13 protein-coding genes are annotated in these 16,901 nt (G+C 58.6%); 2 read left to right on the forward strand and 11 right to left on the reverse strand.

Translation table 11 applies throughout. From position 1 onward, the window contains the following. Nucleotides 1–2 precede the first annotated feature (2 nt). The 8 genes from QOL84_RS05640 to QOL84_RS05675 form a co-directional block, all read right to left on the reverse strand. Nucleotides 3–1,352 carry an HlyD family type I secretion periplasmic adaptor subunit gene (locus QOL84_RS05640; RefSeq protein ID WP_283436513.1) on the reverse strand — a complete coding sequence of 450 codons (1,350 nt, stop codon included), beginning with the start codon at nucleotides 1,350–1,352 and terminating at the stop codon, nucleotides 3–5. Next, nucleotides 1,349–3,124 carry a type I secretion system permease/ATPase gene (locus QOL84_RS05645; RefSeq protein ID WP_283436514.1) on the reverse strand — a complete coding sequence of 592 codons (1,776 nt, stop codon included), beginning with the start codon at nucleotides 3,122–3,124 and terminating at the stop codon, nucleotides 1,349–1,351. Before QOL84_RS05645 ends, QOL84_RS05640 begins: the two co-directional genes overlap by 4 nt. A gap of 210 nt (nucleotides 3,125–3,334) precedes the next feature. Beyond that, nucleotides 3,335–3,757 carry an AprI/Inh family metalloprotease inhibitor gene (locus tag QOL84_RS05650; RefSeq protein WP_283436515.1) on the reverse strand — a complete coding sequence of 141 codons (423 nt, stop codon included), beginning with the start codon at nucleotides 3,755–3,757 and terminating at the stop codon, nucleotides 3,335–3,337. Nucleotides 3,758–3,850: 93 nt separating this feature from the next. Beyond that, on the reverse strand, nucleotides 3,851–5,317 hold the full coding sequence (locus tag QOL84_RS05655) for a serralysin family metalloprotease (protein WP_283436516.1): 1,467 nt from the start codon (nucleotides 5,315–5,317) through the stop codon (nucleotides 3,851–3,853). Nucleotides 5,318–5,763: 446 nt separating this feature from the next. After that, nucleotides 5,764–6,849, reverse strand: coding sequence for a polyamine ABC transporter substrate-binding protein (locus QOL84_RS05660; protein ID WP_283436517.1), 1,086 nt, complete (start codon nucleotides 6,847–6,849; stop codon nucleotides 5,764–5,766). A gap of 54 nt (nucleotides 6,850–6,903) precedes the next feature. Further along, complete coding sequence (locus tag QOL84_RS05665) at nucleotides 6,904–7,248, reverse strand: cupin domain-containing protein (RefSeq protein ID WP_129393755.1); 345 nt, start codon at nucleotides 7,246–7,248, stop codon at nucleotides 6,904–6,906. Nucleotides 7,249–7,278: 30 nt separating this feature from the next. Beyond that, the gene (locus QOL84_RS05670) at nucleotides 7,279–8,685 is read right to left on the reverse strand and encodes an NAD(P)/FAD-dependent oxidoreductase (RefSeq protein ID WP_129393753.1); all 1,407 of its coding nucleotides are present in this window, start codon (nucleotides 8,683–8,685) and stop codon (nucleotides 7,279–7,281) included. A 52-nt stretch (nucleotides 8,686–8,737) separates the two neighbouring features. Then, the gene (locus QOL84_RS05675) at nucleotides 8,738–9,553 is read right to left on the reverse strand and encodes a helix-turn-helix transcriptional regulator (RefSeq protein ID WP_129393751.1); all 816 of its coding nucleotides are present in this window, start codon (nucleotides 9,551–9,553) and stop codon (nucleotides 8,738–8,740) included. 263 nt (nucleotides 9,554–9,816) lie between these two features. Between QOL84_RS05675 and QOL84_RS05680 the strand changes: the two genes are divergently transcribed. Further along, the gene (locus QOL84_RS05680) at nucleotides 9,817–10,089 is read left to right on the forward strand and encodes a DUF1652 domain-containing protein (RefSeq protein WP_283436518.1); all 273 of its coding nucleotides are present in this window, start codon (nucleotides 9,817–9,819) and stop codon (nucleotides 10,087–10,089) included. Between the two features lie 50 nt (nucleotides 10,090–10,139). Here the strand turns inward: QOL84_RS05680 and QOL84_RS05685 are convergent, their stop codons facing one another. Further along, nucleotides 10,140–12,614, reverse strand: a complete 2,475-nt coding sequence (locus tag QOL84_RS05685; protein ID WP_283436519.1) for a UvrD-helicase domain-containing protein — start codon at nucleotides 12,612–12,614, stop codon at nucleotides 10,140–10,142. 277 nt (nucleotides 12,615–12,891) lie between these two features. Between QOL84_RS05685 and QOL84_RS05690 the strand changes: the two genes are divergently transcribed. Then, nucleotides 12,892–13,587 carry a pirin family protein gene (locus QOL84_RS05690; RefSeq protein WP_129393744.1) on the forward strand — a complete coding sequence of 232 codons (696 nt, stop codon included), beginning with the start codon at nucleotides 12,892–12,894 and terminating at the stop codon, nucleotides 13,585–13,587. 125 nt (nucleotides 13,588–13,712) lie between these two features. Here the strand turns inward: QOL84_RS05690 and pgm are convergent, their stop codons facing one another. Continuing rightward, nucleotides 13,713–15,359, reverse strand: a complete 1,647-nt coding sequence (gene pgm, locus QOL84_RS05695) for a phosphoglucomutase (alpha-D-glucose-1,6-bisphosphate-dependent) (RefSeq protein ID WP_283436520.1) — start codon at nucleotides 15,357–15,359, stop codon at nucleotides 13,713–13,715. Between the two features lie 106 nt (nucleotides 15,360–15,465). Continuing rightward, complete coding sequence (locus QOL84_RS05700) at nucleotides 15,466–16,866, reverse strand: aminotransferase-like domain-containing protein (protein ID WP_283438625.1); 1,401 nt, start codon at nucleotides 16,864–16,866, stop codon at nucleotides 15,466–15,468. Between the last annotated feature and the right edge of the window lie 35 nt (nucleotides 16,867–16,901).

A 16,901-nucleotide genomic window follows, 5' to 3' on the forward strand; every position in this document is an offset into this window, starting at 1 on the left:
CCTTATTCCTCGGTCAACGCGGAGCCGGCCCGGTCGAGCAGCGGTTTGAACAGATAGTTGAGGAGTGAACGTTCACCGGTGCGCACGAACATTTCTGCCGGCATGCCGGGCTTGATCACCAGACCGTTGAGCTTCTCCATGGCCTGATCGCTGACGCTGCTGCGCAACACGTAGTACGGCACGCCGGTTTTCTCATCGACCATCTGGTCGGCGGAAATCAGGCTGACTTCGCCCGGTACACGCGGGGTTTTGCTTTGGTTGAACGCGGTAAACAGGATATCGACCGGCAAATGCGTGCCGACCTTGTCGATCAGGTTGATCGGCAGGTGCCCTTCCACTTCCAGCCTCGTACCTTGCGGAACGATCTCCAGCAGAGTCTCGCCCTGCCGCACCACCGCGCCCTCGGTGTGCACGCCAAGATTGACCGCGACGCCATCAGCGGTGGCGATGATTTCGCTGTGTTGCAGGTCGAAACCGGCCGAGGTCAGTTGCTCGGACAGGGTGACGCTTTTCAGTTGCGCGTCGGCCAGTTGCGTGCGGACTTCCTTCTGATACTCCTCGCCGTGCTGTTGCAGCTTCAGGCGCGATTCGAGGATGCCCTGCTCGACGCGGCCGCTTTCACCGGTGTTTTCCGCCAGTTGCTGCTGCACTTGCGACAGTTGGCGTTGGTATTCCATCAAGCGGTTACGCGGGATGTAGCCGTTGTCGGCCAGCGGTTGCAGGTTGCGCAATTGCTGCTGCAGGGAATCGGCCTGGGCATTCAGATCGGTACGTGCGCGGCGCATCCCCGACAGTTGCGCGGTGGCGCCTTCGATGCTCGCGCGCAATGCCGATTGCTCCCGATAGAACGCTTCGCGACGGCTGCTGAACAGCTGCCGCTGGCCTTCCAGAACCAGTGCCAGGCGCGGATCCGGGTCGGTGCTCAACTGCGCCGGAAACGTCACTTGCTTGAGGTTGTCGCGCTCAGCCTGCCAACGCGCGAGGCTGGCCCAGGCCATGCGGTACTGCGCTTGCAGCGACTGCACGTCGGCGGCGACTTGCGTCTGATCGAGGCGAAACAGAGGCTGGCCCTGTTTGACGATCTCGCCTTCGCGCACGAGGATCCGGCTGACCACGCCGCTGCTCATCGACTGTACGGCTTTGCGTTTACCCGAGACCACCACGGTGCCCTGCACCGGGATGCCTTGATCGAGTGGCGCCAATGCTGCCCAGGTGAAGAAACTGCCGGCGCCGACGATAGCCAGAATCCAGCCCATGCGCGCGAAGAACTTTGCATCGCGCTCCGGACGCTCGGTGATGTAGGCGTGTTCCATGCTCGCTTCGTTTTCAGTGTTCATGCTGGCGCTGCTCATACACCCGAATTCCTTGTCGTGGGCTGATACTGCCGGCTCATGCTGAGCCCGCCCGGTGCTTGCGCCGGTTTTTCACGTTGTTGTTCCTGCTGGCCGGAAAGCGCCTTGAGCACATCCTGACTCGGGCCGAACGCCTGCAAACGGCCGTCGTTGAGTACCAGCAACTTGTCCGCCTGAGCCAGTACCGAAGAACGGTGCGTTACCAGTACCACAGTGGTGCCCTGCGCTTTCAATTGCGCAATGGCACTGGCCAACGCAGCTTCGCCGACGGTATCGAGATTGGAATTCGGCTCATCCAGCACCACCAGGCTCGGCTTGCCATACATGGCGCGCGCCAGTGCCACGCGCTGCTTCTGGCCACCGGACAAACCGCTGCCGTCCTCGCCCAGTTGCGTGTCATAACCTTGCGGCAAACGCAGAATCATTTCGTGAACACCGGCCTGTTGCGCCGCGGCGACGACTTTCTGCGCATCGGTTTCGCTGAACCGGGCGATGTTCTCGGCGATGCTGCCGCTGAACAGTTCGATGTCCTGCGGCAGGTAACCGACATATGGGCCGAGCTGATCGCGGTTCCAGCGGTGAATATCAGCGCCATCCAGACGCACGGTGCCGCCGAGCGCCTGCCAGACACCGACCAGCACCCGCGCCAGGGTTGATTTGCCAGAGCCGGAGGCGCCGAGCACGCCAAGCACTTCACCCGCCCCCAGATTGAAATTGACCATATGCAGAGTCGCCGCACGCTGCCCCGGCGGGCCAGCGCTGACTTGTTCGAAGGTGATCTGGCCTTTCGGTGCCGGCAGCGCCATGGCGTCTTCGCTTGGCGGAAACGCTTGCAGCAAGGCGTCGAGACGGCGGTAAGCCAGCTTCGCCCCGCTCCACTGCTTCCACACGGCAATCAACTGATCGATCGGGCTCAGTACGCGGCCCATCAAGATCGACCCGGCGATCATCATCCCGGCGGTCATGTCGCCCTTTATCACCAACAGCGCGCCGAGGCCGAGCACCAGCGATTGCAGGCACAGACGCAAGGTTTTACTCAACGAGCTGATCACCGCGCCGGTGTCGCTGGCCTGATTCTGCAAACCAAGGAAACGCGAATGCACCTGGAACCAGCGCTTGCGCAACGAACCGAGCATGCCCATTGCCTGAATGGTTTCGGCGTTGTGCAGATGGCTGGTGGCCAACTGGCTGGATTTTTGCGAGAACCCGGCGGCTTCGCCCAGCGGCTTTTTGGTCATGTATTCGTTCAGGCAAGCCAGCGCGATCAGCAGCAGCGCGCCCGCCGTGGCGAGGACACCGAGCCAGACGTTGAACAGATAAATCACGAACAGATAGACCGGGAACCACGGCGCATCGAAGAACGCGAACAGCGCCGGCCCGGTAACGAATTGACGGATGTGGGTGAGATCGCCCAGCGACTGCCCGGCGTTGCCCTCGCCCTTGAACAGATTGCGTTCGAATGCAGCCTGATAGACGCGCAGATTGAAACGACGCTCCAACTGGCTGCCAATGCGGATCACGATAAAACTGCGGATCACCTCCAGCAGGCCAATGAAGGCGAAGAAACCAACGACCATCAGCGACAACATCGCCAAGGTGGTTTCATTCTGCGAGGACAGCACCCGGTCATAGACCTGAAGCATGTAGATGGAGGGCACCAGCATCAGCACGTTAATCAGTGCGGTAAAACAGCCGACGCTGATCAGGATGCTTTTATAGTCACCCAATGCCTTGAATAAGGGAGCGGTGGCTGGGGCCTTCGCCATCTTCATTGATTATTCCTGAAAGAGATCTCTCGCCAATCTTTGGCAAGACTTCAATTAATTGTTCGTGCCTGGCCACAACGCAATTAGCGAACGACCGATTACACTTTCATAACAACTTGCGTTGTTTATTGCGGTGCAGTTGCCATTCACTCGGCGACTTATAACCACATGCTACTGCCTTATACTGAAACTCTACGGCCAACTTGATCATTACGACTATTGCGCAGTGCGCTCCAGGGTAATCTTCAAGCCCGACTTCAAAGCCGCCAGATAAAGCCCGTCACGTTGTCGGCTGAAGAACTGGATTCTTGAGCCTTCCTTGCCGGTGATCGACAAGCCATCCGGATCGGGAAACCAGCCAATCGGCGTCTGCTCAAGCCATGCGCCTAGGCAGTCGGCGCCTTTGCCCAGGTTCTGATTGACCTGCAACTCGACGACGCAGGTATTCGAGGGTTTGTCCTGCAGCGCCTGTGCTTCAGGCGTGTCATCACGGCCGGACAATGTCGCCTGCCATGAGCCGGCGAATACTGCGGGTTCTTCAAGTCTGAGGCTGCTTGCCATAGTGGTTTCTCCTGAAATCGTGAAGAGCGCCGCCGTCAGCCACGCCATTGTCGTGTAGGTAAAAGCTTTACAGATCATGGGAATATTCGCTCCGGCGCGTAGCCTTGCCTAGAGGATCAGCCGATGCAAGTGAAGAAAGCGGCGCATTACACGCCGCTTTCCACTTCTACATCACGCCACGATGTCGCTGGTCGCCGCCTGGCCAACGGTGCTGACCTGGAAATCAGCCGCGCCGTGCCCGGAGAAGTCCACCGACAGCAGGCTGTTGCCGCCCGACGAAGTCAGCACTGCATCGCCCGCCGCACCGGTGAAGGCGCTGACGAAGTGCAGGCCGGCGCCTTTGGTGATGCCGGTCAGGTCGATTTTGTCCAGACCACTGACGAAATCGAGAATCTGATCGATCGCACCTGGCTTGGAGTCGGAGCTGGCCGCAAACACGAACGTGTCCGAACCCGCGCCGCCCCACAGCTTGTCGGCACCACCGGCGCCGAAGAGGATGTCGTTGCCGGCACCGCCCTTCAGTTCGTTGGCCACGCTGTTGCCGATCAGCAGGTCATTGCCGGAGCCGCCGATGGCGTTCTCGATGATGGCGCCCTTGGCGATGGACACGTTGCCCACCAGGCCGCCAACGTCGGAGAACGAGGCATCATTGAGGTTGATCTTCTGGTTCTGGGTGAAACCCGAGAAGTCCAGAGTATCCTTGCCGCCCGCATCCCACACCGAGAACACCAGCTTGTCGCTAGACGACGAGGCGCTGAGGAAATCCCGCCCGGCATTGGAGTTGAAGCCGTAGGTGGTATCACCGGTACGGGTGTTCATGTTGGCGCCGTAGAGCTTCTGGATGGCAGCGATATCGTCCATCAGCGGGCCGGACGAATAGGCTTCCACCCCGCCCTTGCTGAAGTTCTGGCTGGTGTTGCTCTCGCTCCAGTAACTCATGATGCTGTAACCGCGGGTGTCCTGGCCGTAGGACGCATCGTTGTAAGTCGGGTTGCCATTACCGGCGTTGTAGTCGCCAGGGTGAGCAAGGCCCAGGGAGTGGCCGATTTCGTGGGTCAGGGTCTGACGACCGTAGTTGTTCAGATCCGGGGTCTTGTTCGGCGTGTAGCTGCTGTTGGTCAGGTACCACGAAGTGCCGTCATAACCGGCGCCGGTGCCTGGCAGGTAGGCGAACGCTGCTGCGCCATCCTGGCCACCGCTGTAGTTACCGAAGGTCATGTGGCCGTCACCGCCCGAGGCTTTCTCGGTGAAGGTCACGTTGGCCACATCGGCCCAGGATTGCATGGCGAGCTTGGCCTGGGCTTGTTGTTGTGCGTTGAACTGGCTGAACCCGCTGATCCCGTGCTTGTTCATCGTGCTGGACGATGCCGAGGTCAGGAACGTGTAGGTGAGTTCGATCTTGCCGCTGCCATCCTTGTCCTGGTAGGCAGCGCCGTCGCGCAGCAACTGGGTTGCGGCCTGGTCGACGGAAAAGGAGGGTTTGCCATTGACCGTGAGGTTGCCGCCACGATCGTATTGGTGGCTGAAGCTATCGATCTGGTTAAACGCCGAGCTGGCTGCAGCCAGAGGTTGCGGCGCCGCGGACAGCAAAAAAGCCTGTTCGGCGGTATCAATAGCATTAGCTTTAACTTTCGACATAAACACACTTCCTTGTTTAGCAATGGAACAGTTTTTGTCCGATAGCGACAATCTCTGGCGAGATAGTCCTATCACTCGCCCAATGAAGGCATCGGAAACCTGACACAATTTGAAATCTGACGTAAAGCATTTTTTTGAGATCAAATTGAACTGTTTGGTGGAACTGCCGTAAACAAAGCGCGCGCTGACGAAAGAATGTTTTAAACGGTAGAGAACTGCCTAATTGTCTGACGATTTTCTATTTAATTATTAAATATGGGTAAGTTGTTTTTTGTTAGGCGCGTCTCACTTTGCTGCACTTTAATAGTGCGATGCCAGTGTATTGATATCAGCCACCACCCCACTCAAAACTGTAGGAGCTGACGAGTGCAACGAGGCTGCGATCTTTGATTTTGCGTTTAACGGCGGATCAACAGATCGCAGCCTGCGGCAGCTCCTACGGGGGGTCAGCTACCGGTGCGGATTTTGTTCCAGACGCGGGTGCGGATCCGGTCGATGTTCAGCGGCATTGCTTCCAGCGCGAACAATTTGCCCATCATTTCCGGGCTCGGATAAACCTTGGTGTCGTTCTTGATCGCCGGGTCGATCAGGCTGTCGGCCTGCTCGTTGCCGTTGGCGTAGTGCACGTAGTTGCTGACCCCAGCCATGACGTCCGGGCGCAGCAGGTAATTCATGAATGCATAACCGGCCTTCTCGTCCGGCGCATCCGCCGGCATCGCCACCATGTCGAACCAGATCGCGGCGCCTTCCTTGGGAATCGCGTAACCGATGTCGACGCCGTTCTTGGCTTCCTTGGCGCGATTTTCCGCTTGCAGGATGTCACCGGAGAAACCGACGGCCACGCAGATATCGCCGTTGGCGAGGTCGCTGGTGTACTTCGAAGAATGGAAATAGCTGACGTATGGCCGCACCTTCATCAGCAGCGCTTCAGCTTTCTTGTAGTCCTCAGGATTTTTGCTGTGCGGCGGCAAGCCCAGATAGTTGAGCGCCGCCGGAAGCAGTTCCGGGCCATTGTCGAGAATCGCCACGCCGCACTTCTGCAGCTTTTCCATGTACTCGGGCTTGAAGATCAAATCCCAGGAGTCCACCGGGGCGTTGTCGCCCAGCACCGCTTTGACTTTGGCGATGTTGTAGCCGATACCGGTGCTGCCCCACAGATACGGGAAACCATGCTCGTTGTTCGGGTCGTTGACCTGCAAGGCCTTGAGCAGCACCGGGTTGAGGTTCTTCCAGTTGGGCAACTGGCTCTTGTCGAGTTTCTTCAGCGCCCCGCCCTGAATTTGCCGGGCCATGAAATGGTTGGACGGAAAGACCACGTCGTAGCCGGATTTGCCGGTCATCAACTTGCCGTCGAGGGTTTCGTTGCTGTCATAGACGTCATACGTGACGCCGACGCCGGTTTCTTTCTGAAAATTCTTCGTGGTGTCTGGCGCGATGTAATCGGACCAGTTGTACACCTTGACCGTTTCCGCCGCGTGGGCGAGGGAAACGGCAAGCATCAGCGGTGCCAAAACAAGGGTTTTGCGGATCATGGGGCGATTCCTGTTGAGGTTTTTTTGTTGGCAGGCAATCAAAGGATCAAGCAATCAGAAAATCAGCACGTAGGTCTTGCGCACGGTCTCCTGGATATCCCAGATACCGAGCGAGTTGGCTGGCAACATCAGTGCGTCGCCACCTTGTATGTGCAGGGTTTCGCCGCCACCGTCCGGGGTGAAGGTGCAGCGCCCGGAAATGAAATGGCAAAATTCCTGGGCGGTGATCTGCCGGCGCCAGCGCCCGGGCGTGCATTCCCAGACGCCGGTTTCGACGCCGTCGTCGCGCTCGACGCTGGTGGTCGAGGCAACCGCGACCGGTTCGCCCAGCGGCACGGCCACCGGATTGGATTCGTCGAGTTTTAATGTCGCGGTGTTCTTGAACTGCGTAATGCTCATGGTCGGACCTGTCTATTCAATAAACGACGTTCAGTGCATGAAACCTTCCATGAAGCTCGCCACCTGGCTGGCAAGCTTGCGCCGCCATGGCGCGGTCGCCGGGTTGGCCAGGGTCTGGTCTTCGTGGACAAAACTTTTGATGATCGCGTTGTAACCGAGCCAGCGGCACGGCTCCGGCTCCCACGCGCGCAGCGCATGAATCCCGCCGTCGGGCAGCACCCATGGCTGCTGAGTCAGTTCGCTGTCGCGCTCCAGAATCAGATCCGCCAGGGTGCGACCGCCAAGATTGCTGGCGCCAACGCCCTCGCCGCCATAACCGCCGGACAACGCGATGCCGTTAGCGCGATCGCAGAGCATGTGCGGCTTGAAGTGCCGGGACATGCCGAGGTTGCCGCCCCAGGCGTGGGTGATCTGCACGGTTTTCAGTTGCGGGAACAGCTCGCCAAACAGATAACGGCGCAGCTCGACTTCATCGCGGGTCAGGTCAAAGTTGTGGCGCAGCTTGCCGGCGAACTGGTAGCCGCCACGGGCGCCGAAGATCAGGCGATTGTCGGCGCTGCGCTGGCCATAGGTGACCTGGCGGCTGAACTCGCTGAACGCTTGCCCGCGATTCAGCCCGATCTCGTCCCAGGTGGCGGCAGATAACGGCTCGGTGGCGACGATCAGGCTTTGCACCGGCAACTGATAGCGACCCAGCGGTGGCAAGGTCACCGAATAACCTTCGACCGCCGGCACAATCCAGCGACTGCGCACGCTGGCCTTGGCGGTGCGCAAGCTGCCCGCCTGCCAATGGGTGACCGGGCTGTTTTCGTAGATTTTCACGCCCATGTTCTGCACGGTCCGCGCCAGACCACGCACCAGTTTGGCCGGGTGGATGGTCGCCACGTGCGGCGCATAGATGCCGCCATAAGGCTTGGCCACGCGGATCTGCTGCGCCAGTTGCTCGGGGCTGAGCCAGCGGTAATCGTTGTCGGTCAGGCCTTGGGCGTGCAGTTTGCTCAGGTAGTCGCGCAGCGTGGCTTCCTGTTCCGGATAGCGCGCAGCACAGTAAAGAACACCGCCCTTGCGGTAGTCGCAGTCAATGCCTTCGCGCTCAAGGACCACCTCGACTTCATCGGGGATGCTGTGCAGCAGGTCGAACGAGGCGCGACGCCGTTCCGGCGACAGACCGGCCAACAGCCGATCCTCGCCGAGCAGATTGCCCATCAGCCAGCCGCCATTGCGACCGGAAGCACCGAAGCCGGCGGTTTGCGCCTCGACGATGGCGATATCCAGGCCAGGAGCCAGTTTCTTCAGGTAGTACGCCGTCCACAGCCCGGTGTAACCGGCGCCGATGATCGCCACGTCGACGTCCAGGTCCCGCTCAAGCTCAGGCCGCGCAAGCAACGGCTCATCGAGTTGATCCATCCACAAACTGATAGTGCGCCACGCCGGCATGCAAGACTCCGCCACTGAAAACCTTCGATGGCGTCGATCCTAGTGCGTGAGTTCAGCCGATGTCTTGCGCGCGTGTCCGCAAAGAAATTTGTTTGGCGTAAGCCTTCGGTGACTGGCCGGTGTGCTGACGGAAACAGCTGTAGAACGCTGATAACGAATTGAATCCGGCGGCGAACGCCAGCTCATCGATGCGCAACGGCGGCGCGGCATGGTCCAAAGAACGCAGCAAATGCTGCAGGCGCGCCTGATTGACGTAACGGTAGAAGCTTTGCCCCAGCACCTGATTGAGCAGGTAGGAAATCTGATTGCGACTGTAACCGCACTCCTTCGCCACCCGTTGCAGGTCGAGTTCGGGATCAAGGTAAGGCTGCTGTTTTTCGAAATACTGCTGCAGATCTTCGGCCATGAAGCTTAACTGGCGTGGCGACAAGCCCAGGCGACTGACTGCCGGGCGTTGGTTCGCCGCCGTGCTGCCACTGCTTTGCGTGCGCACCAGCGAAGCATATTCGTTGACGCGCCAGATCAGCCCGTCCTTGACCGTAATCGCTTCGCTGGAACGAAACGACACCAGGCCATCCCCGCCCCGCAGCGTGACTTCGTATTGAATGAACGCGGTGTTGCCGTCGACGCGAATGCGGTCGCAATGCTCAAGCAGCTCGTCGGATTCTCGCGGCATGCTGACGCGCACGTACTCGCGCAACTCATCGAGACCAAGTACACGGTTCTGGAAGAAATCGTTGTACTGAATGTCCCGATGATACAGCGCCATCACGCTGTCCAGGTCCCGATGCTTCCAGCTCAAGTGGTAGCGCATGACCGTGGCGGCCGTGGCTTCGGTCTGATCGGGGCCGTCGTCGTCGGCGTGCATAAAAGGCTCAGTGCAAAAGAATCGAGCTTGCCCAAGTTCGACACCGGCAGCAATGGCTAATCGATAGTGGCCATCTGGCGCTCTCGCCAACGAGCGTGACCTACATCAAAAAAATCAAAGCAATCGCCAAATGAACTGAAAATTCTCACAGGAATTTCACACCGGGATGCTACTTTTAATGGCAAGCACCGGTTGAGCCAATGAAGGCTCTTCCCACCTAACATGAGCAAACGGAAGCGCTCGATGAAGAAGGCGGGCAACACATGAATAAAGGGTCAAGCAAAGTCACGTTCCCCAACGCTTGCCAGCTGATGCGCTGGCATTTTCATCCCATGGGTTTCGAGGCGACGATGGATGCGCCGGGCAGCATGATTGCCCGCCTGTTCGATCGAGTCAGTGGCGAAACGATGATCGCCATCGCCGGCATACCGTGCGCCACGGTGATGAATGCCGCTGATGTCGAGCGAATTATTGAGGCTGTGGAGGACGAATTGGAGGCCTTTGTACCTCCAGAGTCTTTTAGGAGTTACGCATAAGCTACTGATTTACAATAAGAAAGCCCGCATTTATGCGGGCTTTTTTGTGGCTAGGCGGTGTGTTTTTCCGGTCGATGGTCGGCGAAGAACGCTTTGCCTTTGGCCACCCGGTCGGACGCCCGGGGCATGTTCACGGCTTGGGTTTCCTGCGGCTCGACGTACCAGTAGCAGTGACTGACGGCGCGGGTGATACCGACATAGGCCAGGCGCAGTATTTCGTCCTTCTGCGCGGTATCGTAGGGCTCGCTGTCGCCATTTTTGCCCAGCCCGGCCATGCGGTAGACCTGATTCTTGTAAGGCGAACTGGTCAGATGCTGACAATCGCCCAGCAGGAACACTGCATCAGCTTGCAGACCCTTGGCGCTGTGGTAAGTCAGTTGCTTGAGGCGGCGAGCGCCATACGGCAAGCTCGAATCAACATTAACTACAGCCTGAATATGCTCTTCAATCAATAGCTTATCGCTGCTTTTTCGATAGAGCATCAAGATTGAATGACCTTGGCGATAGTGTTCGGCCAAGCGCTGCCCCAAGGCCTGATCATCACGCTGCAGGATGTTGACCGGCTGCAACGATTTCGGCTCGCCGCTGGCCTTGGCCTTCTTGCCGGGAATCGCCGGTGCTGCGCGAACAATATGCTCGGCCGCATCGATGATGTGTTGATGGCTGCGATAGTTATCACTGAGCATCACGCGTGTGGTACTCGGCGAAGGGAACTCCTTGTTGAATTCCATGAAATACGTCGGCGAACTGCCCCGCCATCCATAGATCGACTGCCAGTCATCACCCACGCACAACAACGACGAACGCTGCGCTCCGCGACCGACGTGCATGGCCGGGCCACGGCTGCGGATTTCCGTGAGGCTGGCGCGGATCCACGAGACTATCTGGGGCGATACATCCTGAAATTCATCGATCATCAGGTGCGACAGTGGCCGTAGCAACTCATCACTCAACAGTTTGAGATTCTCTGGCGAATGTTCGCTGAACAGCGCGAACATGCGGTTGTAAGTCATCACCGGCGGTTTCTGGTCGAGCAAATGATCTTCGAACGCCCGCCAGAACAGACTCAGCGCCTCAAAGAAAAACCGGTCCGGGTCGTCCTTGGCAAAACTCATGCGCCCGACAGCGTCCGGAACATCCAGCCCAAGGTTCTCGATAAAGCCTGCAGCGGCGACAAAACAATCGAGTAAAGGCGCCGATGCCAACTCGCCTTTGACCTTGTAGTCGAACCCTGGCCCCGCACTGGCATCGCCCGCCAAGGTCGCCAAAACGCGCTTTGATGACTCGTAACTATCCAACCATATCAATGGCTTACGGCAGAAAGCTTGAAACAGGGTGCGCTTTACTGCCCACTCCGCCCGCACCGACAGCTTGGCGCTGGGTCGGCAAACCTGAGGGTTTTCACGGGGGTCGAAGCCAAGCACTACCCAGGCATCGAGACTCGGAATATAGCCGTGGCAATGGAAGGTCGAGCCATTGATATCAAAGGTCTGCCGCTTCGGCTCAATGCCTTTGATTGGCCAGGCACCGGCGCGCAACCACAGATCTTCGATCGCGTCGCACAGCTCGTCGTCGCGCTTCGCTGCCAGCTCGGTCACTGCCATGCGTTTTTGCACGTCAGGATGATCGCGCTCCAGCTCCTTGAGCTGCAAACCGGCACGCGACAGCGGTTGAATCAACTGGCGGAAACGCTCGTCCTCGCTGAACAAACGGTGATAGCAGGCGTTCAATTGTTGGCGTTGCGCATCGTTGATACGCAGGTCGAACGGATTGCTATCAACCTCTTCTTCGCCGCCCTGCGGCCGCAGGCTGAGGTTTTCAAATGCCTGCAAACGCTCGAACCCGGGCAGGCTGCGAACCATCGGCAAGATCCGCGAATGAAAGGTTCGCACCAGTTCGCGCGCCTGCTTCAGGCTGAGTGCCTGACCCCAGAGTGCGAACAGTTCGATCAACTTATTGATGAAATCCTTGCGCGACTCGCGGGTGAAGGTCACCACGGTCATCGAGTCCAGCTCGAATCCGAGGTAATGGCTCAGCAGCAGGATGCGCAACACCAGCGTGGTCGATTTGCCCGCGCCAGCGCCAGCGACCACGGAGGTCGACGGCGTATCGCTGAAGATCATCTTCCATTGCGCTGCGCTCGGCTGCGCATGCTCCGGCAACAAACGCCCGACATCGGCCTTCATGCGTTTTTTCAGCTCTGCCGTCAGCGGCAGGCGCCAATCGTCGAACAGGTGATTGTCGACACTGGGCGGACGATGCTCGGTGTTGCGGCTGTCGCGGATCAGCAGGACTTGCTGCCCCTCTTCCAGACCTTCGAGCTTGCCTTCTTTAAAGCCATATTCGACGCCAGCGGTGTGCCCGCTGCGAAAGCCATCCGCCTGACCGTGCAGCCACGATGCACGGTGCTGGGCACGCAATCGGGTCAAGCCGTGGCCGAAAAAGCGCGCGGCCAGACGTTTGAACCATGGCATCTCGGCCAGGGGGCGAAGTTCGGGAGGAAGATCGGGGGTGTGTTGCGCCACGCTGACGGGCTCCAGTGTGTGAGGCTGTTGCGGCTATGGTGTCTGTATTTGCCGTTGAGTTCTAGCGAAATGCTTACAGGTCATTGGTTTAGACGATCAATTGAAGGTAGGACAAGACGATTTTGATCGCCGCTCTCATCAGTCATTTAGATAATAACGCCGCACTTTTTACGCTTTTTATCGATGGTTAACTGATAGATGATCGCCGTCATAAACCAACGGTCTCGCGTCGGGTGCAAGCTTCGCGCCCCATGACGAACCTTTTGAGGAGACGATCATGCTTGAACTCAGACCTTTCAACTCGCTGGGCGGCGCCCATCACGGCTGGTTGGATGCCCATCACCATTTTTCGTTCGCCGAGTATTACGATCCGCAGCGCATGAGCTGGGGCAACCTGCGCGTGTGGAACGACGACATCATCGCCGCGGGTACCGGTTTTCCGCAGCATCCGCACCGCGACATGGAAATCATCACTTACGTCCGTGAAGGCGCGATTACTCACCAGGACAATCTCGGCAACAAGGGCCGTACTGAAGCGGGCGACGTGCAGGTAATGAGTGCCGGTACCGGCATTGCGCACAGCGAGTACAACCTGGAAGCGCATGACACCAAGATTTTCCAGATCTGGATTTTGCCCACCGAAACCGGCGCGCCGCCTTCGTGGGGTGCAAAACCGTTTCCAAAGGGCGAGCGGGAAGGCTTCGTGACATTGGCCAGCGGCAAGGACGGCGATGACCAGAGCCTGCGCATTCGGGCCGATGCACGTTTGGTCGCGGCGAATATCAAGGCTGGGGAAACCGCAGAGTATCGACTGGATGAAGGGCGTCGCGCCTATCTGGTGCCAGCAACCGGTGTGATTGAAGTCAATGGCTTGCGTGCACAAGCTCGAGACGGTGTCGCGGTAGCGCATGAGCAGGTGCTGACCGTCACGGCGATTGAAGACAGTGAAATCGTCTTGGTGGATCTGGCTTGATCGCTTGAACGCGAGCCACAAAAAAGGGGCAACCATGACGGTTGCCCCTTTTTTATCTTTGCTTTGCAAACTCCGTATTTTGGGGAGATTTATCCCCTCTCTACTGGGTTATCTGCAGGCTCGGATCATTTGGTCGAAATAGCGCCATCCACCAACGTCTGCGCTTCGGCCACCAGTTGCTTGAGGTGGTCGTCGCTGACGAAGCTTTCGGCGTAGATCTTGTAGATGTCTTCGGTGCCGGATGGACGCGCTGCGAACCAGCCGTTTTCGGTCATCACTTTCAAGCCACCAATCGCCTGATCGTTACCCGGTGCGTGGCTGAGGATGCTCTGGATCTTCTCGCCTGCCAGTTCAGTCGAAGTCACCTGCGCCGGCGACAGCTTGCTCAGCAGGGCTTTCTGCTCCGGGTTGGCCTTGGCGTCGACACGCACCGAGAACGGTTCGCCCAGTTCATCGGTCAGCGCGCGATAAGCCTGGCTTGGGTCACGGCCAGTGCGGGCGGTCATTTCAGCCGCGAGCAAGGCCGGAATCAGACCGTCCTTGTCAGTGCTCCAGACACCACCGTCCTTGCGCAGGAACGAAGCGCCGGCGCTCTCTTCCCCGCCAAAACCCAGCGAGCCGTCGAACAAACCCTCGGCAAACCATTTGAAACCAACCGGCACTTCGTACAAGCGACGGCCCAGACGCTTGGCTACGCGATCGATCAGACCGCTGCTGACCACGGTTTTACCCACGGCAGCGTCGGCACGCCATTGCGGGCGATTCTGGAACAGGTAATCAATCGACACGGCCAGGTAGTTGTTCGGTGCCAGCAAACCACCGGATGGCGTGACGATACCGTGGCGGTCGTGATCCGGATCGCAGGCAAACGCGACGTCGAAACGTTCTTTCAAGCCGATCAAGCCTTGCATGGCGTGGCTGGACGATGGGTCCATGCGAATCTGCCCATCCCAATCGACAGTCATGAAACGGAAAGTCGAATCGACCTCCTTGTTGACCACGTCCAGATCCAGACGGTAATGCTCGGCAATCGCCGACCAGTAGCGCACCCCTGCTCCGCCCAGCGGATCAACGCCCAGACGCAATTTGGCGTCACGGATGGCATCGAAATCGATGACGTTGATCAGGTCGGCAACGTAGGTGTTCAGGTAATCGTGACGATGGGTCGTGCTGGCCTTGAGCGCCTGCTCGTAGCTGATGCGCTTGACCCCGGCCAGCTTGTTGGCCAGCAGTTCGTTGGCCTTGGCTTCGATCCACTTGGTGATGTGGGTATCGGCCGGGCCACCGTTGGTGGGGTTGTATTTGTAGCCACCGCTTTGCGGCGGGTTGTGCGACGGAGTAATGACGATGCCGTCGGCCAGGCCCGAAGTACGGCCACGGTTGTAGCAAAGAATCGCGTGGGAAATGGCCGGCGTCGGGGTGTACTCGTCACCCTCGGCGATCATCACGGTTACACCGTTGGCCGCCAGCACTTCCAGCGCACTGGCACCGGCCGGGGTTGACAAGGCGTGGGTATCGATGCCGACGAACAATGGGCCGGTAATGCCCTGGGCTTCGCGGTACAGGCAGATGGCCTGGCTGATCGCCAGAACGTGCCATTCATTGAAACTCAAGTCGAAGGAACTGCCGCGGTGTCCGGAAGTGCCGAACGCCACTCGCTGAGTAGAAACAGATGCATCAGGCTGGCCCGTGTAATAGGCCGTTACCAGTCGCGGGATATCGACCAACAATTCTGCCGGTGCCGGTTTGCCCGCAAAAGGACTGAGTGTCATGCAAAACCTCTGAGATCGAGTGGTTCAGGAAATACAGCGCAGTTTACTGGCAGTTTGACCGCAGTGCGATGGGATGTATCCGGATCAACTCAGATGTTTTTTAACGTCAGTCTCCGGGAGCAAGTCGCAGCGCGTCAGCCACCCGTCCGACCACATCAGGCAGATCGAGATCACTGTGACTGATCGGGCTCAAGCGCAAGTGATGTGGATAATGGCCGTTGAGGCTGAACAGCTCGCCGGGAGCAATGACGATCTGTTGCCTGAGCAAGTGCTGGAACACTTCACTCATGTCGACCCGGCGAACCGAACGTAACCAGAGGGTTGCGCCACCTTGCGGCTCGACGATCTCCACCGCATCGCCCAGACGCTCACGCAGCAAATGATTCAACTGCGTTCGACGCTCCTTGAGCAGACGGCGCAATACCTGCAAATGCTGGTCGATGCGGCCACTGGTAAACAACCGTGCGAGGGCTTTCTGGCGCGTCGCCGACAATCGAAATGAACGCAGCAGAAAATGCCGTTGCAGCTCGGTGCGCCATTGCCGCGACAGGACGAAACCGTATGGCGCTTCAACACCGATGAGTCTGTCGAAAGCCGAAAATACCAGCAGCCGATCAGGATCGAGCCAGTCGCGCAGGCGCTGAACGCACGGCTCGTCAGCCAACTCGCTGCTGCAGTCATTCTCCAGCACCCAGGTGCCATGGTTGGCCAGCAGGTGCGCAATCAACTGCCGATTGGCGTCGGGTGCGAGACTGCCGTGGGGCAAACTCAATGCCGAAGACAGCAGGATCAATCCGACCCGCTCGGACTGAAGCAGCGTCAGCAGTTGCTGCGGATCGAGTTGGCCATCGGCCTGCAACGGCAATTCGATAACGCGTACCTCCGCCGCTTCCAGCAGTCGCAGGATCATCCAGTCGCAGGGTGATTCGACCAGCACCGTCACGCCGCGCAATTGCAGCACGGCGATCAGAATTTCCAGTACCGAACGCAGATCGGCGCCGACATAAACGTCATCCGCATGCCAGCAGTTAACCGGCGAAACGGTATATCGCGCGGCCAGCACCGTGCGCAGCTCCAGCTCACCACAGGGCTGGGCCAATAACTGCGGCTGCCGTGGATACTGGCGCAGCAGCTCGCGTTCGAGCATCAGCAAGGGACTGTCCAGCGACTGCAATGAAGCCGGCTCATCCGCACTCAATACACACATCCCTGGTCGTCGCGCGTTGCCATATACGGCCTCAAGCACATCACTGGCGTTACCGGATGGCACCATGAGCGCGGACGCCTGGGCGTAATAGCCGGACTTGGCGACCGAATAGACCCGCCCTTCTTTCTCCAGCAACGAATAGGCGTACTGAATAGTCGAGATCGAAACATTCAAACGCTCTGCCAGTTGCCTCAATGAAGGTAAACGCACTGCACAGCCACTGACAGAGGCGTTGATCAATACGGTCAGGTAGCGATAAACCGCCTGATAGGCGAAATCATTTTCCCGCTGGGGTTTCATGGGTGTGTTTGCGCGAGTCATTGCGCAGCGACTCT

This window comes from Pseudomonas helmanticensis (genome assembly GCF_900182985.1).
Lineage (GTDB): Bacteria > Pseudomonadota > Gammaproteobacteria > Pseudomonadales > Pseudomonadaceae > Aquipseudomonas > Aquipseudomonas helmanticensis.